22 protein-coding genes and 3 pseudogenes are annotated in these 25,566 nt (G+C 67.2%); 11 read left to right on the top strand and 14 right to left on the bottom strand.

Going from position 1 to position 25,566, the window contains the following annotated elements:
- Positions 1-20: 20 nt before the first annotated feature.
- From LXE91_RS12340 to LXE91_RS12330, 3 genes are all read right to left on the bottom strand, one after another.
- Positions 21-374 (bottom strand): RidA family protein, encoded by a 354-nt coding sequence (locus LXE91_RS12340; protein ID WP_027784253.1) that lies wholly within the window; start codon positions 372-374, stop codon positions 21-23.
- A gap of 80 nt (positions 375-454) precedes the next feature.
- A complete protein-coding gene (locus LXE91_RS12335) occupies positions 455-1,351 on the bottom strand; it encodes an alpha/beta fold hydrolase (RefSeq protein ID WP_039371417.1) in 897 nt (298 codons plus the stop codon).
- Positions 1,352-2,028: 677 nt separating this feature from the next.
- A complete protein-coding gene (locus LXE91_RS12330) occupies positions 2,029-2,913 on the bottom strand; it encodes an EamA family transporter (protein WP_039371413.1) in 885 nt (294 codons plus the stop codon).
- A 92-nt stretch (positions 2,914-3,005) separates the two neighbouring features.
- Between LXE91_RS12330 and LXE91_RS12325 the strand changes: the two genes are divergently transcribed.
- Complete coding sequence (locus LXE91_RS12325) at positions 3,006-3,944, top strand: LysR family transcriptional regulator (protein ID WP_039371410.1); 939 nt, start codon at positions 3,006-3,008, stop codon at positions 3,942-3,944.
- A gap of 102 nt (positions 3,945-4,046) precedes the next feature.
- Here LXE91_RS12325 and LXE91_RS12320 read toward each other — a convergent pair whose 3' ends face one another.
- The 3 genes and pseudogenes from LXE91_RS12320 to LXE91_RS12310 all read right to left on the bottom strand — a co-directional run bounded on the left by LXE91_RS12320 (position 4,047) and on the right by LXE91_RS12310 (position 6,802).
- On the bottom strand, positions 4,047-4,688 hold the full coding sequence (locus LXE91_RS12320; protein WP_039371406.1) for a CoA transferase subunit B: 642 nt from the start codon (positions 4,686-4,688) through the stop codon (positions 4,047-4,049).
- A gap of 1 nt (position 4,689) precedes the next feature.
- Positions 4,690-5,394 (bottom strand): CoA transferase subunit A, encoded by a 705-nt coding sequence (locus LXE91_RS12315; RefSeq protein WP_039371404.1) that lies wholly within the window; start codon positions 5,392-5,394, stop codon positions 4,690-4,692.
- Between the two features lie 95 nt (positions 5,395-5,489).
- A pseudogene (locus LXE91_RS12310) lies at positions 5,490-6,802 on the bottom strand (IS256-like element IS931 family transposase).
- A 299-nt stretch (positions 6,803-7,101) separates the two neighbouring features.
- Between LXE91_RS12310 and LXE91_RS12305 the strand changes: the two are divergent.
- Positions 7,102-7,647: a LuxR C-terminal-related transcriptional regulator gene (locus LXE91_RS12305; protein ID WP_039371401.1), complete on the top strand. Its 546-nt coding sequence runs from the start codon at positions 7,102-7,104 to the stop codon at positions 7,645-7,647.
- Between the two features lie 76 nt (positions 7,648-7,723).
- Here LXE91_RS12305 and LXE91_RS12300 read toward each other — a convergent pair whose 3' ends face one another.
- Both LXE91_RS12300 and LXE91_RS12295 read right to left on the bottom strand, forming a co-directional pair.
- Entirely contained in the window at positions 7,724-8,155 is a 432-nt protein-coding gene (locus LXE91_RS12300; protein ID WP_039371398.1) for an acyl-CoA thioesterase, read from the bottom strand.
- Positions 8,156-8,187: 32 nt separating this feature from the next.
- Complete coding sequence (locus LXE91_RS12295; RefSeq protein WP_011351770.1) at positions 8,188-8,970, bottom strand: SDR family oxidoreductase; 783 nt, start codon at positions 8,968-8,970, stop codon at positions 8,188-8,190.
- Positions 8,971-9,148: 178 nt separating this feature from the next.
- Here LXE91_RS12295 and LXE91_RS12290 point away from each other — a divergent pair, with 178 nt between their 5' ends.
- A complete protein-coding gene (locus LXE91_RS12290) occupies positions 9,149-10,822 on the top strand; it encodes an electron transfer flavoprotein-ubiquinone oxidoreductase (RefSeq protein ID WP_046543660.1) in 1,674 nt (557 codons plus the stop codon).
- A 136-nt stretch (positions 10,823-10,958) separates the two neighbouring features.
- Here the strand turns inward: LXE91_RS12290 and aroC are convergent, their stop codons facing one another.
- The 3 genes from aroC to LXE91_RS12275 all read right to left on the bottom strand — a co-directional run bounded on the left by aroC (position 10,959) and on the right by LXE91_RS12275 (position 14,855).
- Complete coding sequence (gene aroC / locus LXE91_RS12285) at positions 10,959-12,059, bottom strand: chorismate synthase (RefSeq protein WP_039347836.1); 1,101 nt, start codon at positions 12,057-12,059, stop codon at positions 10,959-10,961.
- A 266-nt stretch (positions 12,060-12,325) separates the two neighbouring features.
- Complete coding sequence (locus tag LXE91_RS12280) at positions 12,326-14,260, bottom strand: MFS transporter (protein WP_039347306.1); 1,935 nt, start codon at positions 14,258-14,260, stop codon at positions 12,326-12,328.
- 139 nt (positions 14,261-14,399) lie between these two features.
- Positions 14,400-14,855 (bottom strand): CBS domain-containing protein, encoded by a 456-nt coding sequence (locus LXE91_RS12275; protein WP_039347309.1) that lies wholly within the window; start codon positions 14,853-14,855, stop codon positions 14,400-14,402.
- A gap of 158 nt (positions 14,856-15,013) precedes the next feature.
- Between LXE91_RS12275 and LXE91_RS12270 the strand changes: the two genes are divergently transcribed.
- The gene (locus LXE91_RS12270; RefSeq protein ID WP_039347312.1) at positions 15,014-15,331 is read left to right on the top strand and encodes an Mpo1-like protein; all 318 of its coding nucleotides are present in this window, start codon (positions 15,014-15,016) and stop codon (positions 15,329-15,331) included.
- Positions 15,332-15,349: 18 nt separating this feature from the next.
- Here LXE91_RS12270 and LXE91_RS12265 read toward each other — a convergent pair whose 3' ends face one another.
- On the bottom strand, positions 15,350-16,681 hold the full coding sequence (locus LXE91_RS12265) for a YihY family inner membrane protein (protein ID WP_039347315.1): 1,332 nt from the start codon (positions 16,679-16,681) through the stop codon (positions 15,350-15,352).
- Positions 16,682-16,826: 145 nt separating this feature from the next.
- On the opposite strand from LXE91_RS12265, the pseudogene wrbA reads away from it, so the two are divergent.
- The 4 genes and pseudogenes from wrbA to LXE91_RS12245 form a co-directional block, all read left to right on the top strand.
- Positions 16,827-17,420: pseudogene (wrbA, locus tag LXE91_RS12260) on the top strand (NAD(P)H:quinone oxidoreductase); the annotation flags it as partial.
- A 22-nt stretch (positions 17,421-17,442) separates the two neighbouring features.
- Positions 17,443-17,835 carry a DUF2069 domain-containing protein gene (locus LXE91_RS12255; protein ID WP_039347320.1) on the top strand — a complete coding sequence of 131 codons (393 nt, stop codon included), beginning with the start codon at positions 17,443-17,445 and terminating at the stop codon, positions 17,833-17,835.
- An 18-nt stretch (positions 17,836-17,853) separates the two neighbouring features.
- Positions 17,854-19,274, top strand: a pseudogene (locus tag LXE91_RS12250) (FAD-binding oxidoreductase).
- 25 nt (positions 19,275-19,299) lie between these two features.
- A complete protein-coding gene (locus LXE91_RS12245; protein WP_039347326.1) occupies positions 19,300-20,130 on the top strand; it encodes a metallophosphoesterase in 831 nt (276 codons plus the stop codon).
- A 61-nt stretch (positions 20,131-20,191) separates the two neighbouring features.
- Here LXE91_RS12245 and LXE91_RS12240 read toward each other — a convergent pair whose 3' ends face one another.
- The gene (locus LXE91_RS12240) at positions 20,192-20,344 is read right to left on the bottom strand and encodes a hypothetical protein (protein ID WP_163008969.1); all 153 of its coding nucleotides are present in this window, start codon (positions 20,342-20,344) and stop codon (positions 20,192-20,194) included.
- A 117-nt stretch (positions 20,345-20,461) separates the two neighbouring features.
- Positions 20,462-21,403 (bottom strand): LysR family transcriptional regulator, encoded by a 942-nt coding sequence (locus tag LXE91_RS12235; RefSeq protein WP_039347327.1) that lies wholly within the window; start codon positions 21,401-21,403, stop codon positions 20,462-20,464.
- A 157-nt stretch (positions 21,404-21,560) separates the two neighbouring features.
- On the opposite strand from LXE91_RS12235, the gene LXE91_RS12230 reads away from it, so the two are divergent.
- Genes LXE91_RS12230 through LXE91_RS12220 form a run of 3 tightly spaced genes read left to right on the top strand, consistent with a single transcriptional unit; the run spans position 21,561 to position 25,554 of the window.
- Positions 21,561-23,138 carry an efflux transporter outer membrane subunit gene (locus tag LXE91_RS12230; protein ID WP_082139516.1) on the top strand — a complete coding sequence of 526 codons (1,578 nt, stop codon included), beginning with the start codon at positions 21,561-21,563 and terminating at the stop codon, positions 23,136-23,138.
- Between the two features lie 14 nt (positions 23,139-23,152).
- The gene (locus LXE91_RS12225; protein WP_039347331.1) at positions 23,153-25,354 is read left to right on the top strand and encodes an FUSC family protein; all 2,202 of its coding nucleotides are present in this window, start codon (positions 23,153-23,155) and stop codon (positions 25,352-25,354) included.
- Entirely contained in the window at positions 25,351-25,554 is a 204-nt protein-coding gene (locus LXE91_RS12220; protein WP_039347334.1) for a DUF1656 domain-containing protein, read from the top strand. The genes LXE91_RS12225 and LXE91_RS12220 overlap by 4 nt, the downstream gene beginning before the upstream one ends.
- Positions 25,555-25,566: the final 12 nt, after the last annotated feature.

Here is a 25,566-nt window from a genome sequence, read left to right as displayed (position 1 = left end):
CGATCATCGTCGGGTTACGTTCAGCTCCGCTGCGCAGCGACGACCACGATCTCGACGAGCAGCGCCGGATCCGCGAGCTTCGCCTCGACGGTGGCACGCGGCGGCGTGTTGCCCTGCGCGACCCATGCGTCCCACTCCGCATTCATGCCTTCGAAGTTCGCGAGATCCGAGATGTAGATCTGCACCGACAGCAGATGCGCCTTGTCGCTGTTCGCTTCGGCCAGCAGGCGATCGATGTGGCCGAGCACTTCGCGCGTCTGGCCGCGGATGTCCTGCGTGGTGTCTTCGGCGATCTGGCCGGCCAGATACACGGTACCGTTATGGATCGCGGTTTCGGAGAGACGGGCCCCGACGTGATGACGAATGACTGCCATGGAATGTTCCGGTCGTGAGTAGAGGGAGATTCGGGCGGCGGCACGGCCCGCGTGCCGCCGAACCACATATTATGACGCGTTTATGCGTCGCCTTCGACGAAAAACCGCCGCGCGAGCGCGATCTGGTCGGCGCTGACGAACGCCGGCGCGTGGCCCGCGCCCGGAATCTCGACCTGCGTCACATGCCGGCCGCGGCGGACCATTTCGGCCGCCGTCTCGCGCGACAGCAAGTCGGATGTCTCGCCGCGTACGACGAGCACCGATGCGTCCGTCGTCTCGATCGCTCGCCACAGCGCGGCCTCGCCGAGCGCGGCCAGTTCGGGCGTCGTCGCCTTGAACGGCTCGGCGATACGCGGGTCGTAGCGCATCGTCCAGCCACCTTCGGGCAGTTCGTGCAGCAACGGCCCGTTGATCTCGCGCCACTCGTCGGCGCTCAGTGCACCGAACGGCAGCGACAGCGACGTCAGATAGTCGATCCCCTCCTGTTCGGTCGCAAAGCGCGGCTGCACGCCGAGGTATTCGCCGATGCGCGTCAGCGAATCGGGCTCGATGCGCGGGCCGACGTCGTTGACGATCATCCGGCGCAGCGGCGAACCGGGCAGCCCGGCAAGCGCCATGCCGATCAGGCCGCCCATCGACGTGCCGAACCAGTCGACCGATTCGACGTCGAGCCGTGCAATCAGCGTCACCATGTCGGCCACGTACTGCGGAATCGCATAGAGCCGCGGATCGGCCAGCCGGTCGGACCGGCCACGCCCGGCGACATCGGGACAGACCACGCGATACGTGTCGGACAGCGCGGCGGCAAGCCGGTCGAAATCGCGCCCTGAGCGGGTCAGCCCGTGCACGCAGACCAGCACGCGCGAATTCGCGGGATTCCCCCATTCGGTATAGGCGACGTGGTGAAGGCCGGCCGCGCTGGCGCACTGCACGCGCCGCGCGCGGGGAATCGGGGAATTCACGGAAGAAGTGGGCATCGGAGGCATCCTGTCGAACGGTGCGGTGCGACGCGATGACGTGCGCCGGCCCGGCCCGAACGGTGGGCGGGGACGCAATCGATTGTAAACCCGTTCCGGATCACGAGTCGGTTCGTCGCGCCCGCAGGCGCCCGATTCGCGCGCGGCACCGGTGAGTCGGGAGCCCGCGGGCGCGACCGGGGAGACAGAAACCGGCGGACGGCAACAGACTGCGCCTCTCACCGCTCGCCTGCCTCGCCCACGCCGTCGCGAGCGGCGCTGCCGCCCAAAGGCCGCGCGTCCGACCCCGACGACTCGGCACCGCAGCGTCGGCCAGCGTGTAACGGCAGCCGCGCAGCGTCGCAGCGATCGCCCGCGCGATCTCGTTCCCCGACGCCCCGCAACAACGGAACCTTGCGAGAGCCGCGTCGAAGATCCGATCGCGCTTCGGCACGACGGTGTCGTACGACGCGGGCCCCGACAAACCGGTTGTCGGCCGGCTCGGGCAGCACCAGGACGCCACCGCGCCGGGGCGATGCCGACGCGACGCACACGCTCTCACGCGCTGAAGCGCGCCACCTCGTCGTTCGGATCGAACAAGTGACAGGAAAAAGATGGCGCGGCTGCCGGCACGACGTCGCAAACACAACTTCCTTGCGCTGGTTTGTCATGGCCAGAACGTCCTGGCGACTTCATCTTCACTTCTGCACGACCGCGCCGATGCTCGCGCCCACCACGCACAGCGTGCCGGCAATCTGCAGCGCCCCCATCGGCTGGGCCAGCACGACGAAGCCGATCGCCGCCGCGATCGCGGGCTCGGCGCTCATCAGGATACCGAATGCCGACGCGCTCATCCGCCGCAGCGCAATCAGTTCGAGCACGTAGGGAAACAGCGGGACCAGCACCGCCAGATACGCGGCATCGATCAGTTGCAGGGCCGGCAGATGGCCGCCGCTTTGCGCGAACCCGAACGGCGTGGTCACGAGCGCGGCCACGATCAGCGATGTCGCGAGCCCCTGCAACCCGTCGAACAGCGTGCCGACGCGTTTCATCAACAGGATGTACGCGGCCCAGCCGAGCGCTGAGCCGACCGGAAAGATCAGCGCGGCCGGCGTCGCCACCCACATGCCGTCCTGGCGCGCCAACAGCAGCACGCCCGTCAGCGCGAGCACCGGCCATGCCAGCATCGCCGGCTTGCGCACGCCGAACGTGGCGACCGCCAGCGGCCCGAGGAAGTTGATCGCAACGGCCAGCCCGAGCGGCACACGCCTGACCGCCGCGAAAAAGCACAGCGTCATCGCGGCCATCGCACCGCCGAGCGCGATCGCCGCGATCCAGCGCTGCCGGGAATACGTATGGAGCGGCGGCCGCACGACGATCGCCAGCACGAGTGCGGCGAAGCAAAGCCGCAACCAGGTCGTGCTGAGCGTGCCGTACTCGATCGTCGCCGGGCGCGACAGCGCGGCGCCGAGTTGCACGCTGCACATCGACGCAACGGCAAGCAACGGCGCGAGCGCATGCGCAAACGACGGGGCCGCGCGCTCGGCGCCTTTCGGTCGTGCAGTACTCATTTCGTCGCTCATTCGAGGGCTCCAGATCGATGACACGACGATGCTAACCGCGCTCGCGCGCTTGATATAAGCTGCTAATTTTTATGCCCGCATCAGGAAAATTGATGACTCGCGATCTCGACACCACGCTGCTGCGCACGTTCGTGACAGTGGTCGAAACAGGCAGCGTCAGCGATGCGGCAACAGCACTCCATCGCACGCAGGCGGCCGTCAGCATGGCGCTGCGCCGACTCGAGGACGAAGTCGGACAGCGCCTGCTCGAACGCTCGCCGCGCGGCGTAAAGCCGACGGCTGCCGGCAGCGTACTGCTGCCCTATGCGCACCGGTTGCTCGACGTCGGGCTCGCCGCGCGTGCCGCGCTCAACGCCGGCGACATCTCGGGCACCGTCCGGCTCGGCATCCTCGAGGACATCGCCGTGGGCCATCTGCCGCATGCGTTACGGCAGTTCGCAGCCTCGTTTCCGCGCGTCGCGCTCGAGATCGTCGTCGATACGAGCCCCGCGCTGTCGCAGCGGCTCGCAACCCACACGCTCGACTTCGTCATCGGCGACCCCGCACTGATCCGGGCCGAACCGCTCGCCACCTGGCGGCATCCACTTCGCTGGGCCGCCGCGCGTGCTCAGGACGCACTGCCGCGCGACGAACCGTTGCCGATCGTCGCATTCGGCGGCGCGTGCCCGTGGCAGGAGAAGCTGTTCACGGCGCTGCGTGAAGCCGGGCTCGCGTGGCGCGTCGTCTGCACGAGCACGAGCCTGTCGGCCATCCAGTCGGCGGTCGAAGCCGGCCTCGGCGTCGCGGTGCTGCTCGACCGGAACGTGCGCGGCGACACGATGCGTGTGCTCGACCCTCAGGCCGCCGGGCTACCCACGCCGCCTGCCGCGGACTTCGGCCTGTTCAGCCATGCGGATGCCGGCGACCGCACGTCCGCGGCCGCAACGCTGCAACGCTTCCTGTTTCATGCGTTGCAACTCGATTCGCCCGACGCTGATGACGACACGCCGGCAACCGGGCGCAGCGTCGCGTCGTTGCAGGCTACCGTCTGACGCGTCCGCCGCAACCTCCGGAGAACTGCTGCTGCAGCCCGGAAACGAAAACGCCCCGCATGCCTGCCGGCATGCGGGGCGAATCGCTTCGAGCCGAAAGACTCAGCCCACCGCGCTCACGTCGAGCGGTGCGCCCGTCTTCGCCTTGATTTCGTCGACGCTCACGCCATCGGCGAGTTCGAGGACCTTCAGGCCGTTCGGCGTCACCTCGATCACGCCGAGATCGGTGATGATCAGGTCGACCACGCCGACACCCGTCAACGGCAGGTTGCACTCCTCGAGGATCTTGTGCTGGTCGCCCTTCGCGACATGCTCCATCAACACGACCACGCGCTTCACGCCGGCGACGAGATCCATTGCGCCGCCCATCCCCTTGATCATCTTGCCGGGGATCATCCAGTTCGCGAGGTCGCCCTGCTTGCTGACCTGCATCGCGCCGAGGATCGCGAGGTTGATGTGGCCGCCGCGGATCATCGCGAACGAATCGGCCGACGAGAAGATCGACGAGCCCGGCAGCGTCGTGACGGTCTGCTTGCCGGCGTTGATGAGATCGGCGTCGACTTCGTCTTCGGTCGGCGACGGGCCGATGCCGAGCAGGCCGTTCTCCGACTGCAGCCACACCTCGACGCCTTCCGGCACGTGGTTCGCTACGAGCGTCGGCAGGCCGATGCCGAGGTTCACGTAGAAGCCGTCCTGCAGTTCCTTCGCCGCGCGCGCGGCCATCTGGTCACGATTCCAGGCCATGTCAGTCTCCTTTCGCGCGTACGACGCGTTGTTCGATGCGTTTTTCGGGCGTCGCGTTCAGCACGATGCGCTGCACGAAAATCCCCGGCGTGTGGATGTGGTCCGGATCGAGTTCGCCGTTCTCGACGATCTCCTCGACTTCGGCGACGGTGATCTTGCCGGCCATCGCGCACATCGGGTTGAAGTTGCGCGCGGTGCGGCGAAAGACCAGGTTGCCGGACTTGTCGGCCTTCCAGGCCTTCACGAGCGCGACGTCGGCCGTCAGCGACGGCTCGAGCACGTAGTGGCGATCGCCGAACTGGCGCGTTTCCTTGCCTTCCGCGATCACGGTGCCATAGCCGGTATTCGTGAAGAACGCCGGGATGCCCGCGCCGCCCGCACGTAGCTTTTCGGCGAGCGTGCCCTGCGGCGTGAATTCGAGCTCGAGTTCGCCGGCCAGGTACTGGCGCTCGAACTCCTTGTTCTCGCCGACGTACGACGAGATCATCTTCTTGATCTGGCGCGTTTCCAGCAGCAGGCCGAGGCCGAAACCGTCGACGCCCGCGTTGTTGCTGATGCAGGTGATGCCCTTGACGGCCGAATCGCGCAACGCCGCGATCAGTGCCTCCGGAATCCCGCACAGGCCGAAGCCGCCCACCGCGAAGGTCTGTCCGTCGCGGACGATCCCTTCCAGCGCGGCAGCCGCGCTTGGATAGACTTTGTTCATCAGTTGTCCCTTCCTCTATGGAAACCAGCGAAACCGGTTCACGCGGGCAATGTCCCACAGACAGTTGAAGGTTGGGACGGCGGGTGCGGCATAGATTATGCGACCTTGCGATCATGGTCAATGTTGGATTTCGAGGGCGAACGCTTCAGGGCGGCGGCGAGCACCCAGAGCTCGCTCACGCCGAGGATTTTCCGGAAGTGCTTCTCGGCTTCCAGGAACCCCGCTGCTGCCCAGCGCACCGCCATGTCGGCATCGCGATAGCGCTTCACACGCCCCGCGACGCGACGTACCGCGCCGTTGGGGTTCTCGATGAGGTTGGTCGTCGACAGCCCGCGCATGAGCGCCGGCGTCAGGCCCAGCTCGTTGACCGTGAACGTTTCCTCCAGCCCTTCGAGCAGCGCCGCCGAGGCATCCGGGTGCTCGGCCTTGAGCCACGCTGCGTGCGTCTCGAGCTTGGCCATGCCGTCCTTGGCCGGCAGCTTGTAGGCCGCTTTCATGATCGCTGCGGTTTGCGAGATGCATTCTTTGGGCAGGCGATCGAGGACATTGCGCAGCTTGTGCGTTCGACAGCGCTGCACGTGGGCACGCTCGCCGAAGAGTTCGTCGATCGCCGAACGCAGCGCCTTGGAACCGTCGATCACGAACAGATATTCCAGCTCCGTGGACAAGCCGCGATCGATCAACCCGCGCAACAGATCCTGACGACCTGGGCGTTCTCGCTCGAACCGCTCACGAGCCCCATCAGATGTTTCTTGCCGGCGCTGTCCACGCCGATGGCCGCGATAACGTGCCGCGTGCCGACGATGATGCCGTCCAGGTAGATCGCCAGGAAGTCGTGATCGTCGAAGCGCCGGCCCATCAGCTCGGTGAGCGCCCTCTGGCTGGCCTGGATGAACTCGCGCGAGACGCTGCTCTTGGAGATGCCCACCGTGCCGGCCATCTCGGGCAGCACCTTGGCATATTTGCGCGTGGACACGCCCGTGACCATGATGTCGTGCACGCGCTCGGCGAGCCGCGGATTCTGGTTCAACTGCTCGTAGGCGGGGATCGGCACTTCGCCGCCGCCTCGCCGCCGCAGGCGTGGCCGCTCGACGTTCAATTTGCGCTCGTCCATCACGATCTGGCCGCGTTGCGAGCCGTGCCAACGGACTTCGCCGCCTTTGCGGCCAGGGTGCTTCTCGCCGGCGACTTCCGTCGCCGAGATCACCAGCAACTGCTCGACCAGGCCGCGGCCAGCGTCGTACATCAGCTCGTCAATGCTCGCGCGGGTGTTCTGGATCAGATCGAGTATTGGCAGCAGGAGCTGACTGTTCTCGGCGAAACAGGCCCGCAGCCGGTCTTCGTTCTGCTTGGCGACGATGTTCAACGGCGCGCTGGCCTTCGGGGCCTTCTTCTTGCCAGGCTTCATGTGGCGGTTCTCCTTGGTTCCCTGTTCGGGAGGTTGGTCCTGGAAACCCGATTCTCTCGGATTCCACTGGCGAACCGCCGCCTTCAACCTTCAACTACGCCTGGGACATTGCCTTCACGCGCCCACGTGGCCCGCAAGCCCGCCGCATCATTCTATGCATGCACGGCGATGCCTGCGTCGAGGCGCGCTGTTTTTATGTCGCGGCCAACCGCCACGAGATGCCTGAAAGGGTACGATGCGGCGCGGATGCGGCACAATACGCAAAAATACATAAGCGTTTGCCTCCGCTTGCCCGCGCCATGCCCGCTCTCGATTACCAGACTGCCTTCCACCTCGCGCCGCTCGGCCTCGTCCTGTCGCGCGACCGCGTGATCGAGGACTGCAACGACGCGCTCGCGTCGATCTTCCGCTGCGCGCGGGCCGACCTGATCGGGAAATCGTACGAGGTGCTGTACCCGTCGACGGACGAATTCCAGCGCATCGGCGAACGGATCGCGCGCGTGATGGCTGCGAACGGCATCTACTCGGATGACAGAATCATGAAGCGGGCGGACGGCGAGCTGTTCTGGTGCCACGTCACCGGCCGCGCACTCGACCGCACCGCGCCGCTGGCGGCGGGCGTGTGGACCTTCGAGGATTTGAGTGCGACGCGCCGGGTCGCCGTGGAACTGACCCCACGCGAGCGCGAGATCGCCGCGCAGCTCGCGACCGGCAAGACCAGCAAGCAGATCGGGCGGGTGCTCGACATCAGCTCGCGCACGGTCGACATCTACCGCGCACGGCTGATGCGCAAGTACGGGACCAACAATACGCCGGAACTGCTGCAGCGCCTGCTCGGGCAGTGACTGACGGCGGCCGATTCGGGAAACGACGGGCATGGCGTACCCCGGCGAGCCGGTGCCGGCCTCGCCGTATCGGCGCTCAGCCGATCTTCGCCGCGAGCGCGCGCTCGATCGTGTCGCGCAGCAACTGGGGCAGCGGCACCGACTTGCCGAGCGCGTAGTCGACCCACACGCAGCGCGCTTTGCCGCGCGCATAGAGGTGCTGCGGATCGTCGGCGCGCGTCAGCTCGAAACCGGTGTCGAAGCTGCTGCGGCCAGGTTTTGCAACAGACATCCTCGCGATCACGTCACCCGGATAGTGCAGCTGCTTGAGAAACTCCATCGACGCGGTGACGATGACGGGCCCCTGCCCCTCGCCGTTGCCGCCGGCGATGCCGAGTTCCTCGAACCACGAGATCCGCGCCTGCTCCATGTAGCGGAAATAGACCGTGTTGTTCACATGGCCGAACGCGTCCATGTCGCCCCAGCGGATCGGCATCGACATCTCAAAAACGGGTGAATAATCGCTCATTGCAGTCTTCTTTGTTGCTGAATGTCATCCGCTCAGGCGAGGCCAAAGCCGTCGTCGGCGGAGATAATCGAGCCATTGATGAACTGCGACTCGTCGGCCGCGAGCAGCAACAACAGCCCGTCGAGATCCTGCGGCTTGCCGACGCGCCGGCGCGGCAGCATCGACTGCAGCTTCTGGCCCTGCTCGGTTTCCCACAGGTAATGATTGATTTCGGTATCGATATAGCCCGGACAGATCGCGTTGACGTTGATCCCGTGGCGCCCCCATTCGAGCGCCATCGCGCGCGTCATCTGCACGACCGCGGCCTTGCTCATCGCGTACAGCCCGATCTGCGGAAACACGCGCAGGCCGGCCACCGACGCAATGTTGATGATCCGGCACGGCGGCTTGCCGTTGCCGCTTCCGTTCGCGCGCATGATCATCCGCTTCGCGACTTCCTGCGCGACGAAAAATGCGCCGCGCGTATTGGTGTCGAATACGAACTCGAAATCCGCCGGCGTCACGTCGACGAGCTTCTGCATCGTCGACACGCCCGAATTGTTCACGAGGATATCGATCGTGCCGGCTTCCGTCTCCGCGTGCGCGACCGCCGCCTTGATGCTCTGGACGTCGGTGACGTCGAGCGACACGACGTGCGCGGCGCCGCCCGCCGCCTCGATCTCGGCACGCAGCTCCTTCAGGCGCTCGACGCGACGGCTCGCGAGCACGACCTTCGCACCGGCCTGCGACAGCACCTGCGCAAAGCGCTGCCCGAGGCCGCTCGACGCGCCCGTGACCAGCGCAACCTTGCCTTCCAGATTGATCGACCGACCCATTTGCACTTCCCCTTTCGATGTCGTTTCGCCGCCACGGGCAGCACGGCCCGAGCGGCATTACCCTAGCACGAAAATAGAACGATCGTGCTAATCTAGCCGCATGCTGTTGCGGCAAGCGTTTCGTTTCGCAGACAATACGCTCCCGAATAAAAGCATTCTAACGGTTAGAGGAACGCCAATGACCCCCGCAAGCCTCATCGAGCAATACGGCCCGCGCGAATCGATGGAATACGACGTCGTGATCGTCGGCGGCGGCCCCGCCGGGCTGTCGGCGGCGATCCGGCTCAAGCAGCTGGCCGCCGAAAAAGGCACCGAGATCGGCGTGTGCGTGCTCGAGAAGGGTTCCGAGATCGGCGCGCACATCCTGTCGGGCGCGGTGATGGACCCGCGCGCGATCAACGAACTGTTCCCCGACTGGAAGGAACGCGGCGCGCCGCTCGACGTCGAGGTGACGGAAGACCGCTTCCTGTTCCTGTCGGAAAAGAGCGCGGTCACCACGCCCAACTGGGCGCTGCCCGCCAACTTCCAGAACCACGGCAACTACGTCATTTCGCTGGGCAACGTCACGCGCTGGCTTGGACAGCAGGCCGAGGCATTGGGCGTCGAGATCTTCCCCGGATTCCCGGCTGCCGAGATTCTCTATAACGACGACGGCTCGGTGAAGGGTGTCGCGACCGGCAACATGGGCGTGGGCAAGGACGGCGAGCCGACCGAGAACTTCCAGCTCGGCATGGAGCTGCACGCGAAGTACACGCTGTTCGCCGAAGGCTGCCGCGGCCACCTCGGCCGCCAGCTGATCTCGAAGTTCAAGCTCGACGCGAACGCCGATCCGCAGGCGTACGGGATCGGCATCAAGGAGCTGTGGGAGATCGATCCGGCCAAGCACAAGCCGGGCCTCGTGATCCACACGGCCGGCTGGCCGCTGAAGTCGGATACGTACGGCGGCTCGTTCCTGTATCACATGGACAACAACCAGGTCGTGGTCGGCTTCGTGGTGGGCCTCGGCTACACGAACCCGTACCTGTCGCCGTTCGAGGAATTCCAGCGCTACAAGACGCATCCGTCGATCCGCGCATTCCTCGAAGGTGGCAAGCGCGTGTCGTACGGCGCGCGCGCGATCACGGCCGGCGGGCTGCTGTCGCTGCCGAAGACGGTGTTCCCGGGCGGCGCGCTGATCGGCGATGACGCGGGCTTCCTGAACGCATCGCGGATCAAGGGCAGCCACGCGGCGATCAAGACCGGCATGCTGGCGGCCGACGCCGCATTCGACGCGGTGCAGGCCGGCCGCCAGTCGGACGAGCTCAACGCGTACCCGGATGCCTTCAAGCAGTCGTGGCTGTACACGGAGCTGTACCGCGCGCGCAACTTCAAGCAGTGGATGGCCAAGGGCCTGTATCTCGGCACGCTGATGGTCGGGCTCGAGCAGAAGGTGATGGGCGGCAACGTGCCGTGGACGCTGCACCACAAGCATGCGGACCACGAGATGCTGAAGCCGGCGTCGCAATGCCAGCCGATCGAGTATCCGAAGCCGGACGGCAAGCTGACGTTCGACCGTCTGTCGTCGGTGTTCATCTCGAACACGAACCACGAGGAGAACCAGCCGGCGCACCTGACGCTGAAGGACGCGAGCGTGCCGGTGAACGTGAACCTGCGCACGTACGCGGGGCCGGAGGGGCGCTTCTGCCCGGCGGCGGTGTATGAATTCGTGAAGAACGACGACGGCAGCGACCGCCTGGTGATCAACGCGCAGAACTGCGTGCACTGCAAGACCTGCGACATCAAGGACCCGACGCAGAACATCGTGTGGGTCACGCCGGAAGGCGGCGGCGGGCCGAACTACCCGAACATGTAATGGCCGGAGCGCGCCGCCACGAGCGGCGCGTGTTTCGGCTGCCGCAAACGAAACGGGGCGCTGCTTGAAGCAGCGCCCCGTTTTGCATGCTCCGCGCAACAGCCGGACGAGACGCGCAGCGCCCCGCCCGCTTGCGTCAGGTCGCGCTGCCCGCGATCTTCGGCGTCGACGTCTCGACGTCCCCGCACTGTGCGCGATGGCGCAGCGCATGATCGATCAGCACCAGCGCGAGCATCGACTCGGCAATCGGCGTCGCGCGAATGCCGACGCACGGATCGTGGCGGCCGAACGTTTCCACCGTCGCTTCCTCGCCGGCCTTCGTGATCGAGCGGCGCGGCGTGCGGATGCTCGACGTCGGCTTGATCGCGATCGACACGGTGATGTCCTGCCCCGTCGAAATCCCGCCGAGCACGCCGCCCGCATGGTTGCCGACGAAGCCGGCCGGCGTCAGCTCATCGCCGTGCACCGAGCCGCGCTGCGCGACGCTGTCGAAGCCCGCGCCAATCTCGACGCCCTTCACCGCGTTGATGCTCATCATCGCCTTGGCGATGTCCGCATCGAGACGGTCGAACACCGGCTCGCCCCAGCCGACCGGCACGCCCGACGCGACGACGTCGATGCGCGCGCCGATCGAATCGCCATCCTTGCGCAGCGCATCCATGTACGCCTCGAGCTCCGGCACGACCGCCGCATTCGGCGAGAAGAACGGATTCTCGTGCACGTGCGACCAGTCGACGAACGGCACGTCGATCTCGCCGAGGCCGCTCATGTAGCCGCGCACCTCGACGCCGAAGCGCTCGCGTAGCCACTTCTTCGCGACCGCACCCGCGCCGACGATCGGCGCGGTCAGGCGTGCGGACGAGCGGCCGCCGCCACGGTAGTCGCGGATGCCGTATTTCTGCCAGTAGGTGTAGTCGGCGTGGCCGGGACGGAAGGTTTCGACGATGTTGCCGTAGTCCTTGCTGCGCTGGTCGGTGTTGCGGATCAGCAGCGCGATCGGCGTACCGGTCGTCACGCCTTCGAACACGCCCGACAGGATCTCGACCTCGTCGGCCTCCTGACGTTGCGTCACGTGACGCGACGTGCCGGGCTTGCGGCGATCGAGCTCGACCTGGATGTCGGCTTCGGTCAGCCCCATTCCCGGCGGGCAGCCGTCGATCACGCAGCCGATCGCGGGACCGTGCGATTCGCCGAAGGTCGTGACAGTGAAAAGCGTGCCGAGGGTATTGCCGGACATGATGGAACCGCCCAAAGAGAAATGGACAAACCGATGCGCCGCCTAGGCCGCAGGCAGGCCGATCGTTTGCCGGTCGAGAAAAAGAGGTAAGCCGCTATTATGCCAGCCGTCCCGGACACGCGGGCCGTGTGAACCGTTCGGACCACACCGGCCGGCCACGGGAACGGCTCGCGGCGACGATTGCGGACCCGCGCCGTTCCGGTCGAACGGGGGCCGGTTCACGGCGGTCATTGCGGCCCGGGGCGATGCCGCCGGGCCCGCCCCGCCTACTTTCGCGCGCCGCGCAATTCGGTCACTGCGGCCTGCAGCGCCTCGGGCGTCGCAACCGACGCCGGGATCGGCTCGCCGACCGCCAGCGTCAGGCGGCTCATCACGCCGCGCTTGATGGGCCGCGGCATCCGCGCATCGGAATGCCGCGAAAAATAGCTGCCCCACAGCCCGCGCAGCGCCATCGGGATCACCGGTGCCGGCGTGCGCCCCAGGATCTCCGTGATGCCGTGGTGGAACGTGTTGATGTCGCCCGTCTTCGTCAGCTTGCCTTCCGGGAAGATGCACACGAGCTCGCCTTCCTTCAGCGCGGCCTCGCATGCGTCGTATGCACGCGCGAGCATCGCAGGATCCTCGTGGCGCGGCGCGATCGGGATCGCCTTCGCATGCCGGAACACCCAGCTCGCGAAGCGCGTCTTGAAGATCCGGTGGTCCATCACGAAACGGATCGGGCGCGGGCTCGCGGCGGCCAGCACGAGCGCATCGACGTAGCTGACGTGGTTGCACACGAGCACGGCCGCCCCTTCCGCCGGAATCCGCTCCGCGTGCACGAGGCGAATCCGGTAGAACGTGTGCACGAGCACCCATGCGGCGAAGCGCAGCAGGAACTCGGGCACGAGCAGATAGATATACGCGGCGACGATCACGTTCAGCAGCGCGGTGACGAGGAACAGCCCCGGGATGTCGACGCCGGCCTTGGTCAGCCCCATCGCCATCACCGCCGACAGGATCATGAACAGCGCGTTCAGGATGTTGTTCGCGGCGATGATCCGCGCGCGGTGCGTCGGCGCGCTGCGGCTCTGGATCAGTGCGTACAGCGGCACGCTGTAGAAGCCGCCGAACATCGCGAGCAGGAACAGGTCCGCCAGGATGCGCCAGTGGCGCGCACCGGCCAGGAACTCGCCGACCGACAGCAGATGGCCGGGCGAAGGCAGTGCATGACTCGCAAAATACAGCTCGATCGCAAATACGCTGATGCCGATCGAGCCAAGCGGCACGAGGCCGATCTCGACGCGCCGCTGCGACAGCCGTTCGCACAACAGCGAGCCGAGGCCGATGCCGACCGAGAACGTCGCGAGCAGGATCGTGACGACATCGGGGCTTGCGGACAGCACGTCCTTCGCGAAATTGAAAAACGAAGTGAGGAACGTCGCGCCGACGAACCACAGCCACGAGATGCCGAGCAGGCTCAGGAACACGGTGCGGTTCTGCCGGGCGAGCCCGAGGTTGCGCCAGGTCTCGCTGACCGGATTCCAGTTGATCACGAGATCGGGCTGCGGCGCCGGCGTGGACGGCACGCGCTGCGCGACGAACCGCCCCGCAAGCGCGATGACGACGACGCTCACCGCGAGCACGCGCTCGCCGCTGCCCTCGATGCCCGCGGCCGCGCCGCCGATGATCGTGCCGATCAGGATCGCGATGAACGTGCCCATCTCGACGAGACCGTTGCCGCCGACCAGCTCGTGCTCGCCGAGATGCTGCGGCAGGTACGAATACTTGACGGGCCCGAACAGCGTCGAGTGCATCCCCATCATGAACGTGCACAGATACAGCAGCGGCGCGCTGTGCGTGACGAAGCCGGCCGCGCCGACCAGCATCAGCACGATCTCGAAGGTCTTCACGAAACGCGTGAGGGTCGCCTTGTCGTACTTGTCAGCGATCTGGCCGGACGTTGCCGAGAACAGCACGAACGGCAGGATGAAGATCGCGGAAATCAGGAAGGCCGCCGTCTTCGCATCGACGCCGGAGAACCGCGCGGTGTGATAGGTGACGAGCGACGTGAAGCCGATCTTGAAGACGTTGTCGTTCAGCGCGCCAAGGAACTGCGTCGTGAAGAACGGCGCGAAACGGCGCTCGCGCAGCAGGTCGAACTGCGACGCGTGCGCGCGCCGTTCGTCACGCCGCCTGGAAGCGGCTTGCGTTTGATCGCTCATGCGGAATACGCGCGCGCCGTCTGGGCAGCGCTGCGCGGGCCTCGTGTGGTCATTGAAAAAACGGCGGCGCAGGACAAGCCTGCGCCGCCGCGTGCCGGGTGGCGGCGCCCGCGCGTGACGGCGACGGGCGCGGCGGGATTCACGACTTGTGCGCTTCGGTTTCCGATTCCGGCCAGTCGCGGATGTATGCCTTCAGCATCCGGTTCTCGAAGCTCTGCGCCTCGACGACCGTCTTCGCGACGTCGTAGAACGAAATGACGCCCATCAGCACCTTCTTGTCGAGCACCGGCATGTAGCGCGCATGGCGCTCGAGCATCATCCGGCGCACTTCGTTGACGTCCGTTTCCGGCGTGCACGTGAGCGGCTCGTCCATCACCTTGCGCACCTGCACGTCGCCGATCGCGCCGCCGTTCACGTGCAGACGCAGGATGATCTCACGGAACGTCAGCATCCCGACGAGATCGCCGTACTCCATCACGACGAGCGAACCGATGTCGTGTTCGGCCATCGTATCGACCGCTTCGCGCAGCGGCTTATCGGGCGTCACCGTAAACAGCGTGTTGCCCTTCACTTTCAGAATATCGCTGACGCGCATCGTAGTCCCCTCATGCTTGAATGCAAAACCTCTTTCGATCCTATCGGAAAGCCTGTCAAAAGGAAAGCTCGGGCCCGCGCAGCGGGCCGCCCCCCGCTTGCGGAAGCGAACTGCCGGCAGCACAATGACCCCATGAACAGCGGCCAGAGGAGACGTCCATGGCGCATACGCATTCGGAGCAATTCGCCAGCTTCGCCGATTTCTACCCGTATTACCTGAATGAACACCAGAACCGGACGTCCCGGCGGCTGCACTTCATCGGCTCGCTCGGCGTGATCGGCTGCGTCGCGATGGCGATCGCCACCGGCGACTGGCTGTGGCTGCCGGCAGCGATCGTCTGCGGCTACGGGTTCGCGTGGGTCGGACACTTCTTCTTCGAGAAGAACCGCCCGGCCACGTTCCGGCACCCGATCTACAGCCTGATGGGCGACTGGGTGATGTTCAAGGATATCTGTACGGGCAAGATCCCCTTATAACGCGGCCGAGCGCCCCGCTCACGCGGGCCGCGGCGGACGTGCATGCGGATCGGACACGCCGCCTGGCGCCTGCCCCGGGACGCCCGCCGGCTGTGCGCCGCCCAGCCGGTGCGCGGCGATCAGCGTCGCGAGCGACACGTCGAAGCGGTCGCTCGACAGCGCCGCAAGCAGCGCAGCGCTGTCGACATGGCTGCGGCGCCGCTGCAGCTGGTAGGTGAGTTCCGTGCGGTCGATCACCAGTACGTCGAACAACTGCGCAAGCGTCAGTTGCTCCGGGTTCGCGAGCAGAATGTAGCGCGGCGTGGTCTCTCCGCCACCGTCCAGCCGCGCAATCCATTCCCGCTCCTCCATCGTCGTCAGCAGGCGCTGCGCGGTTTCCATGTCGCAGCGCAGCATGGTCGCGAGCCGCATCCCCGTGTAGCCGCGCTTGCCGGCCGTGCGCGCTTCGGCCAGCCGCGCGAGCATTTCCAGCGCGTCGAGCAGGTCGCTGCCCGGATAGTGGATGCGGTGGAACTGGCCGACGCGAATCGCCGGCAGCGCGGAAGCCACCATCGCGCCGAGCAGCGCGATGAACCAGCTCAGGTACACCCATAACAGGAACACCGGCAGCGCCGCGAACGCACCATAGACGGCCGTATAGGTCGGAATGCGACGGACGTAGTAGCCGAAGCCGCGCTTCGCGAGCTCGAACGCGACGGCTGCGAACAGCCCGCCGATCACCGCGTCGCGCCACGCAACCGTGCAGTTCGGCAGGTACACGTACAGCAGCGTGAACGCAAGCACCGTCAACGGCAGCGATACGAGCGCGAGCAGCCACTCGACGATCGACGTGGACGGTGCGGCGCCGGTAAATGCCAGCGACTGCGTGAACAGGTACGACGAGATCGACAGGCTCACGCCGAACAGCAGCGGGCCGAGCGTAATCAGCGCCCAGTACGCGAGCACGCGCTGCGCGAACGGCCGCGGCTTGCGCACCCGCCAGATCAGGTTGAAGGCCGATTCGATCGTCATCATCGTCATCACCGACGTGACGACGAGCACGATCAGGCCGGCCGTCGTCAGCCCCTTCGCCTTCGACGCGAACTGGTTCAGGTACTTGAAGATCTGGACGTTGAACTGCGCGGGCATCAGGTGATCCGCGAGGAACCCCTGCAGCGAGATCTGGAACGACGCGAACATCGGGAACGCGGTGAACAGCGCGAACGCGACCGTCACGAGCGGCACGAGCGCCAGCATCGTCGTGAACGTCAGGCTGCCCGCCACTTGCGGGATGCGATCCTCGGCGCTGCGCCGGGCCGCGAACTGCGCGAGGCGCTTGATGGTGTCGAGATCGACGCTCAACTTCGGCAAACGGCTTCTCCTTCTTGATGCCGCGCGCCCGACGGCGCGCCGCCGCCGCGCTGCGCGACGGCTTCAGCCCCTATAATAGCCGCTCGATTCCAGCTGGGGCCGACTGCACCGGGCACGCGCGCGGCCGCACGCGGCTCCGTCGCCCATGAAAGACATCCTCGTCCTCTATTACAGCCGTCACGGCGCCACGCGCGATCTCGCGCTCGCAATCGCGAACGGCATCGACAGCGTGCCGGGCATGCAGGCCCGCATTCGCACCGTGCCGCCCGTATCGGCCGTCTGCGAAGCCACCGCCCCCGACATCCCCGCCGACGGCCCGCCGTACGCGGAACTGCGCGATCTCGAGGAATGCGCGGGCCTCGCGCTCGGCTCGCCGACCCGCTTCGGCAACATGGCCGCCTCGCTCAAGTATTTCCTCGACGGCACCACACCGCAATGGCTGTCGGGCGCGCTGACCGGCAAGCCGGCCTGCGTGTTCACGTCGACGGGCAGCCTGCACGGCGGCCAGGAATCGACGTTGCTGTCGATGATGCTGCCGCTGCTTCATCACGGGATGATGATCGTCGGGATCCCGTACACGGAATCCGCACTCAGCACGACGCGCACCGGCGGCACGCCGTACGGCGCATCGCACGTCGCGCAGCACGATCGCTCGGCAGCCGCCGGGCTGTCGGCGGACGAAAAGGCGCTCGCGGCCGCGCTCGGCGTGCGACTCGCGCGCGCGGCCGCCGCCCTCTCCAGCGCCCGGCGGCCGAGGCCGCATGAACGCCCCCGCCCGCCCCGCCGTCGCGGCCCGGCCGCGCTACGCGCTGGTCGCCACCGCGTGCCTCGTCGCGCTGATCGCGCTGTCGCTCGCGTGGGAGCTGTGGCTCGCGCCGCTGCGTCCGGGCGGCTCCGCGCTGATGCTCAAGGCCATCCCGCTCGCGCTCGCGCTGCCGGGCGTCTGGCGGCGTAACATCTATACGATGCAGTGGGCGAGCATGCTGATACTCGTCTATTTCGCCGAAGGCGTCGTGCGCGGCATGTCCGATCGCGGGCTGTCCGCGACGCTCGGCTGGTGCGAGACCGCGCTCGCCGTCGCCTTCTTCGTGGCGGCGCTGGCGTACGTCGCGCCGTTCAAGCGCGCGGCGAAAAAGTCGCGCGCCGCGTCCTGACCCTTAAGCGACAAGGTAATGATGTCCTCCGAAGCTTTCGTTTCCGCGTGCCGCGACGCGATCGGCGCCGACCACGTGCTGACCGACCCGCACGATACCGCGCCGTTCCTGACCGACTGGCGCCGCCGCTACAAGGGCGCCGCATGCGCGGTGCTGAAGCCCGCGAACACGGCCGAAGTCGCCGCGCTCGTCAGGCTGGCCAACGCACACGGCATCGCGCTCGTGCCGCAAGGCGGCAACACGGGCCGGCCGGCGGCGCCACGCCCGACGCGAGCGGCAGCCAGGCCGTGCTGAGCGTCGCGCGCCTGAACCGCGTGCGTGCGCTCGATGCGCACAACAACACGATCACCGTCGAAGCCGGCGTGATCCTCGCCGACGTGCAGGCGCGCGCCCGCGAAGGCGGCCGGCTGTTCGCGCTGAGCCTCGCGGCGGAAGGCAGCTGCACGATCGGCGGCAACCTGTCGACCAACGCCGGCGGCACCGCGGTGCTGCGCTACGGCAACGCGCGCGAGCTGTGTCTCGGGCTCGAGGTCGTGACGCCGCAAGGCGAGATCTGGGACGGGCTGCGCGGACTGCGCAAGGACAACACGGGCTACGACCTGCGCGACCTGTTCATCGGTGCGGAGGGCACGCTCGGCATCATCACGGCGGCCGTGATGAAGCTTCATCCGCTGCCGGCCGCGCAGGTCACCGCACTCGCCGCGCTCGAATCGCCGCACGCGGCGCTCGATTTCCTCGCGCTCGCGCAACGCGCGGCCGGGCCGCTGCTGACCGGCTTCGAGCTGATGTCGGACTTCTGCATGCAGCTCGTCGGCAAGCACTACCCGCAACTGCGCTACCCGTTCGCGCAGACGCATGCGCAGATGGTGTTGCTGGAGCTGTCCGACAATGAAAGCGAAGCGCATGCGCGCGCGCTGTTCGAGAAACTGATGGAAGAAGCATTCGAGGCCGGGCTCGTGGTCGACGCGGTGGTCGCGGAGAATCTCGCGCAGTCGCGCGCGTTCTGGGATCTGCGCGAGCATATCCCGCTCGCGCAAGCCGATGAAGGGCTCAACATCAAGCACGACATCGCGGTGCCGATTTCGTCGATCGCGCGCTTTATCGACGAGACCGACGCGGCGATCCAGCAAGCCGCGCCGGGCGCTCGGATGGTCACGTTCGGCCACCTCGGCGACGGCAATCTCCACTACAACGTGCAGATGCCCGAAGGCGGCGACCCGAAAGCGTTCCTGGCCGCGTTCCAGGCGCCGATCAACCGGATCGTCTACGACAACGTGCACCGCCACCACGGCACGATCAGCGCGGAGCACGGCATCGGCCAGTTGAAGATCGACGACGCGCAGCGTTACAAGTCGCCGGTCGAAACGGCGCTCATGCGCACGCTGAAGACCGCGCTCGACCCGCGCGGCCTGATGAATCCCGGCAAGGTCCTGCGCTGAAGCCGTCCACCCCGGAGCCCCGCCCGTGAAAGTCCGCGTCCTGTCCGACCTGCATCTCGAAAGCAACCTGCCCGACGCGATCCCGCATGCCGACGCGGACCTCGTCGTACTCGCCGGCGACATCCACAATCACGCGGAAGGCCTGCGCTGGGCCGCCGAAACGTTCGACCCGGCGGTGCCGGTGATCTACGTGCCGGGCAACCACGAGTACTACGACGGGGAATTCGGCGCGCTGGAGACGGCGATGCGCGATGCCGCGCAGGCGCTCAACAACGTGCATTACCTGAATAACGACGTCTATGTCGATCCCGGGCAGCGCTTCCGCGTGCTCGGCACGACGCTCTGGGCCGATTTTTCGCTGTTCGGCAATGACGAAGCCAGCCTGGCCGGCTCGATCGAGGCCGGGCTGCGCGTGATGCTCGATTTCAAGGGATTGATCCAGGTGACCTGGCCGCATGACGCGGCACTGCACGCGGCGCCGGGCACGCCGGAGCGGGATTTCTCGCCGGCGGACGCGATCGCGCTGCATCGACGCAGCCGCGCGTGGCTCGAAGCGCAGCTCGCCACACCGTTCGCGGGCCAGACGATCGTCGTGACCCACCATGCGCCGCACCGGCGCTCGCTGGCGGCGCGCTACGCGGAAGATCTTGCGTCGGCGGGATTCGTGACGGACATGGCGGAACTCGTGCAGCCGCCGGTCCATCTGTGGCTCCACGGCCACACGCATACGTCATTCGACTATGTGGCGGACGGCGGCACACGCGTGGTGTGCAACCCGCGCGGCTACATCCACCGGCGCACCGGCGAACTGGAAAATGCCGCGTTCGCGTGGGACAAGGTCGTCGAACTCGGCTGAACGCCGGCCCGCGGGGCCGCGTTGCGCGGCCCCTGTTCGACCCGGAGCGTGACCAGCCGGATCAGCGGCCGGGACGGCGTTGCTCGCGCACCCGCACCGGCACCGGCTTCATCTGCGCCTTCGCCTTCATCGCGCGCAGCAGGTCGCGGGTCGCCGCGGCGGCCGCGGCCGCGCCCAGCAGGACTCCAAGGCCGATCATCAGGTGCGTATCCATTGCTACTCCGGGGTTGCGTATCTCGTTAATTCCCACAGTATCAAACTGTCTGACACGCGTTCGTAAAAAAATGTTGCGTGAAGGACAAATCTCGTCAGATTGCGGTCAGCCGCGCTGTCATGTCGCACGCGTGTACTGCTCGAGCGCGGCTTCGTCGGCGGCAAGCGTGGCCGGCAGTTCGTCGCGCAGGAAATCGACCCAGGTGCGAATTTTCGCGTCGAGGTACTGGCGCGACGGATACAGCGCATAGATGTTCATCACGTGCGACCGGTATTCGGGCATCACACGCACGATGTGCCCGCTGCGCAGCCAGCCGATCGCCGAATAGAGCGGCAGACCGCCGATCCCCATCCCTTCCCGCACGGCCACCGCGAGCGCCTCGGCGACGTTCACGCGAAACGGCGGCGCCGTGACCGGCACGACCTCGTCGCCGTTCGGCCCCGACAGCGCCCATTCGTCGAAGTGAAAGCCCGGCGCGATCATCCCGAGGCACACGTGCTGCGCGAGGTCGGCCGGCCGCTGCGGCACGCCGTGCGACTCGACATACCCGGGCGATGCGCACACGACGCTGTAGCTCACGCCGAGCCGCTGCGACACGAGCCCCGAATCGGGCAGATCGCGGCCGACGACGATCGCGACGTCATACCCCTCGTCGAGCAGGTCCGGCATCCGCTGTGCGAGGGTCAGCTCGACATGCACGTCCGGATAGCGCTCGCGATAGCGCGCGATGGCCGGCACCAGGTAGTGCTGGCCGAGGCTCGTGAAGCAATGAACCTTCAGCTTGCCCGACGGGCGCGCATGCGCGTCGCCCGCCTCGGCTTCGGCCTGGTCGACGTACGCGAGGATCTGCTCGCAGCGCTGCAGATAACGCTCGCCGGCCTCGGTCAGCGCGATCCGGCGCGTCGTGCGGTTCAGGAGTCGCGTGCGCAGGTGGGCCTCGAGATCCGAGACCGCGCGCGACGCATAGGCGGTGGTCGAATTCATCTGCTGGGCGGCCGCGGTAAAGCTTCCCGCGTCGACCACACGGACGAATACCCGCATGTTTTGTAACGTATCCATCCCATTACCCGTTTGAATCCGGACGGATTGTTGCACAGAGGCGAACAAGTATTGTCTCAGGATTCGTAAAAATGACTTGCACCCTTGTCCATTTATTCAGGAATCACTGAAAAATATAATCGCATCCGACTCATCTATATCCGAAAGGGAGAAAATCGTGCAGTCTCCGGCGACAAAAGGGACGCTCGCACTGGCGGTTCTTGCAGTCTCATTAATAATGGCCGGATGCGCGAGCATGGGCGACAACAAGCCGCAGTCGGCTCGCATCGAGGCGAACGCGCTCGACGCCGGCGCCGCGATCCGTGGAGCCGACCGTGACGCGGGCTGGCCGACGGCCGACTGGTGGCGCGCCTACCGCGATCCGCAGCTCGACGCCTGGATCGCCGACGCCCAGGCCGGCAACCCGACGCTCGCGGCCGCCGAGGCCCGCGTGCGCGAAGCGCAGGCAATGGCGCGCGTGGCCCGCTCGGCCGAGCTGCCGCAGATCAACGGCAACCTGTCGCTGATGCGCGAGCACTGGCCGGACAACGTGTATTACGGCCCCGGCCCGCTCGCGAACGCCGATACCTGGAACAACACCGGCACGCTCGGCCTGTCGTACCACCTCGACCTGTGGGGCAAGGACAAGAACGCGACCGAGCGCGCGCTCGACACCGCGCATGCGACCGCCGCCGACGCGCGTGCGGCCAAGCTCGAGCTCGAAGTCAACGTCGTGCGTGCGTACGTCGGCATGTCGATGAACTACGCGCTGCTCGACCTCGCGCACGAAACGTTCGAACGCCAGCGCTCGCTCGCCGATCTCGCGCGCAAGCGGCTGCAGGCCGGTCTCGGCACGCAGCTCGAAGTGAGCCAGGCGGAATCGACGCTGCCCGATTATGAGCGCCAGATCGACAGCTATGAGGAAGCGATCCAGCTCGCGCGGCATCAGCTCGCCGCGCTGGCCGGCAAGGGCCCCGGCGCGGGCGATGCGATCAAGCGGCCGCAGCTGTCGCTCGACGCACCGGCCGGCCTGCCGTCGGCGATGCCGGCCGACCTGCTCGGCCGCCGCCCCGACGTCGTCGCGGCACGCTGGACGGTCGACGCGCAGGCGCGCGGCATCGATGTCGCGAAGGCGTCGTTCTACCCGAACATCGACCTGCTCGCGACGGTCGGCGGCTTCGGCGTGACCGCGCCGTTCACCGACTTCCTGCGCGCGATGAACGGCGGCTGGACGGCCGGCCCCGCGCTGTCGCTGCCGATCTTCGAAGGCGGCCGGCTGCGCGCGCAGCTCGGCGCGGCGAACGCCGGCTACGACCAGGCAGTCGAGCGCTACAACCAGACGATCGTCGGCGCGCTCAAGGACATCGCCGACCAGGTCGTGCGGATCCGTTCGCTCGATACGCAGAAAAAGGACGCCGCACGCTCGGTGGCTGCCAACGACCGCAGCTACCAGTTGTCGCGCGAAGGCTTCCGCCGCGGGCTGACCGATTACGTGAACGTGCTGGTCGCGCAGCAGCAGTTGCTGCGCGCGCAGGAGACGGCCGCCCGCATCGACGCGGAACGCCTCGCCGCGCACGCGCAGTTGATGGCCGCGCTCGGCGGTGGCGTCGAGACGGGTACGGACGTGCCACATGACGAATCCGCCGCCGGCGCAGCCGCGCCTGCCGCCGCGTCGGGCGCGAAGCCCGCGGCAGCCGTCGCCCGGCCCGCGCAAGTGGCCGCCGCCGGTGCGTCCGGCGTGCCGGCCGCACGGTAACGCGGAGCGACGCCATGTCAGCCTCCTCCCCCGCTTCCACACCCGTCGGCGGCCCGTTCGCGGCCTGGACCACCGCGTTCGGCGACTGGGCCCGCACCGACGGCGCCGCGTGGCTCTACCTGTTCAAGGCGCTGCTCGCGGCCTTCATCGCGCTCGGCGTGTCGATGCGGCTCGACCTGCCGGCACCGAAAACGGCGATGACCACCGTCTTCATCGTGATGCAGCCGCAAAGCGGCGCCGTGCTCGCGAAGAGCTTCTACCGGGTCGCCGGCACGATCTTCGGGCTCATCGCGACGCTCACGTTCGTCGGGCTGTTCCCGCAGCAGCCGCAGTTGTTCCTGCTGGCGATCGCCATCTGGATCGCGCTGTGCACCGCCGGCGCCGCGCGCAATCGCAACTTCCGCAGCTACGGCTTCCTGCTCGCCGGCTATACGACCGCGCTGATCGGCCTGCCCGCGTCGCAGCACCCGGACGGGGCGTTCATGAGCGCGATGACGCGCGTCTCGGAAGTCATCATCGGGATCGTGTCGGCCGGTGTCGTCAGCGCGCTCGTGTTTCCGCAATATACCGGCGAGCAGATGCGCACGACGGTGCGCAAGCGCTTCGGCAGCTTCGTGGATTACGTCGCGTCGGCACTGTCGGGTCAGCTCGACCGCGCGCACATCGAGACCATCCACACGCGCTTCGTCGCCGACGTGGTCGGCTTCGAGGCCGCGCGCAGCATGGCCGTGTTCGAGAATCCGGACACGCGCATGCGCAGCGGCCGGCTCGCGCGGCTGAACAGCGAATTCATGAGCGCGTCGAGCCGCTTTCACGCACTGCACCAGTTGATGAACCGGCTGCACGCGGCCGGTGCGCAGGCTGCGATCGATGCGATCGAGCCGTATTTCCGCGAAATCGCGCCGCTGCTCACGCGCCACGGCGAACCCGTGCGCACGTCGATCGACGCCGCGCACTCGGCCGAGCAACTGCTCGCGTGGCGCGATGCGCTGCCGCGCCGCATTCGCGCGACGCGCGCGGAACTCGAAACGCAGCCCGGCTTCCCGCTGCTCGACTTCGACACGGCCGCCGAGCTGCTGTATCGCTTCATCACCGACCTGCAGGAATATGCGGCGACCTATGCGTCGCTCGCGACCGCGACGCACGAGCGCGAACGCTGGATCGAGCGCTACGAGCCGCGCACCAACCGGACGGCCGCCATGATCGCGGGGATCCGCACCGCGACGGTGATTCTCGCGCTGGGCTGGTTCTGGATCGAGACCGCGTGGCCGAGCGGCGTGATGCTGGTGCTGAACGCCGCGGCGACCTGCGCGCTCGCGTCGTCGGCACCACGCCCGACCGCGATGGCGGCGCAGATGGGGATGGGCACGGCGCTGGCCGTTTGTACCGGCTTCCTGCTGACGTTCGGCATCTACCCGCGGATCGACGGCTTCTGGCTGCTGTGCGCAGCGCTCGCGCCGTTGCTCGCGATCGGCATCTACATGACGCTGAAGCCGAAGCTCGCGGGCTACGGGATGGGCTACCTGATCTTCTTCTGCTTCCTCGCGGGCCCGGACAGCATCACGCACTACGATCCGATGAGCTTCATGAACGACGCGCTCGCGCTGCTGCTGTCGATGCTGGTATCGGCGATCGCGTTCGCGGTGCTGTTCCCGCCGACCGCGCCGTGGCTCAAGAAACGCCTGTTCGCCGACCTGCGCCACCAGGCGGTTGCGGCCTGCCATGCACGGCTCGCCGGATTGCGCACGCGCTTCGAGAGCGGCGCGCGCGACCTGATGTACCAGGCGCATACGCTGTCGGCCGACCAGCCCGACGTGCAGCGCGACGCGCTGCGCTGGATGTTCGCGGTGCTCGAAACCGGCAACGCGGCCATCGACCTGCGCCACGAGCTGGCGACGCTGCCCTCCGAGCCGCGCTATGCGCCGACGACGTCGTGGCGACGCGCGATCGAGACGATGCGCGCCGCGCTGTCGTCGCTGTTCACGCGGCCGGACGCCGAACGCTTCGACGCCACGCTCGCCGCGGTCAACGATGCGATCGACGCGACCCGGCAGACACTCGACGCGTTCACGCCGACGCGCGACGAGCGCCACCGGCTGCAGCGCATCCTGAGCCACCTGCATTTCGTGCGCACGGCGCTGCTCGATCCCGAATCGCCGCTCGCCGCGCTCAACCGCAACCGCCCCGTGCGTCCCCAACCAGGAGCCTCGTCATGATGCCGCGTGAAATCGCCATTCTCGATGCCTACATGCCCACGGTGGTGCTGATGTTCGCCCTCGGCGCGCTCGCGACCTGGGCCGTCGACCGCCTGCTCGCCTACACGGGCCTCTACCGTCTCGTCTGGCACCCGTCGCTGTTCCGGGCCTGCCTTCTCGTCTGCATTTGCGGCGGACTGAGTCTCGCCGTTTATCGTTGATTCCGAACCATC

The organism is Burkholderia contaminans (genome assembly GCF_029633825.1).
Classification (GTDB): Bacteria; Pseudomonadota; Gammaproteobacteria; order Burkholderiales; family Burkholderiaceae; genus Burkholderia; species Burkholderia contaminans.
Note: the sequence above shows the minus strand (reverse complement) of the source record. Positions and strands in the feature narration are given on the sequence as shown.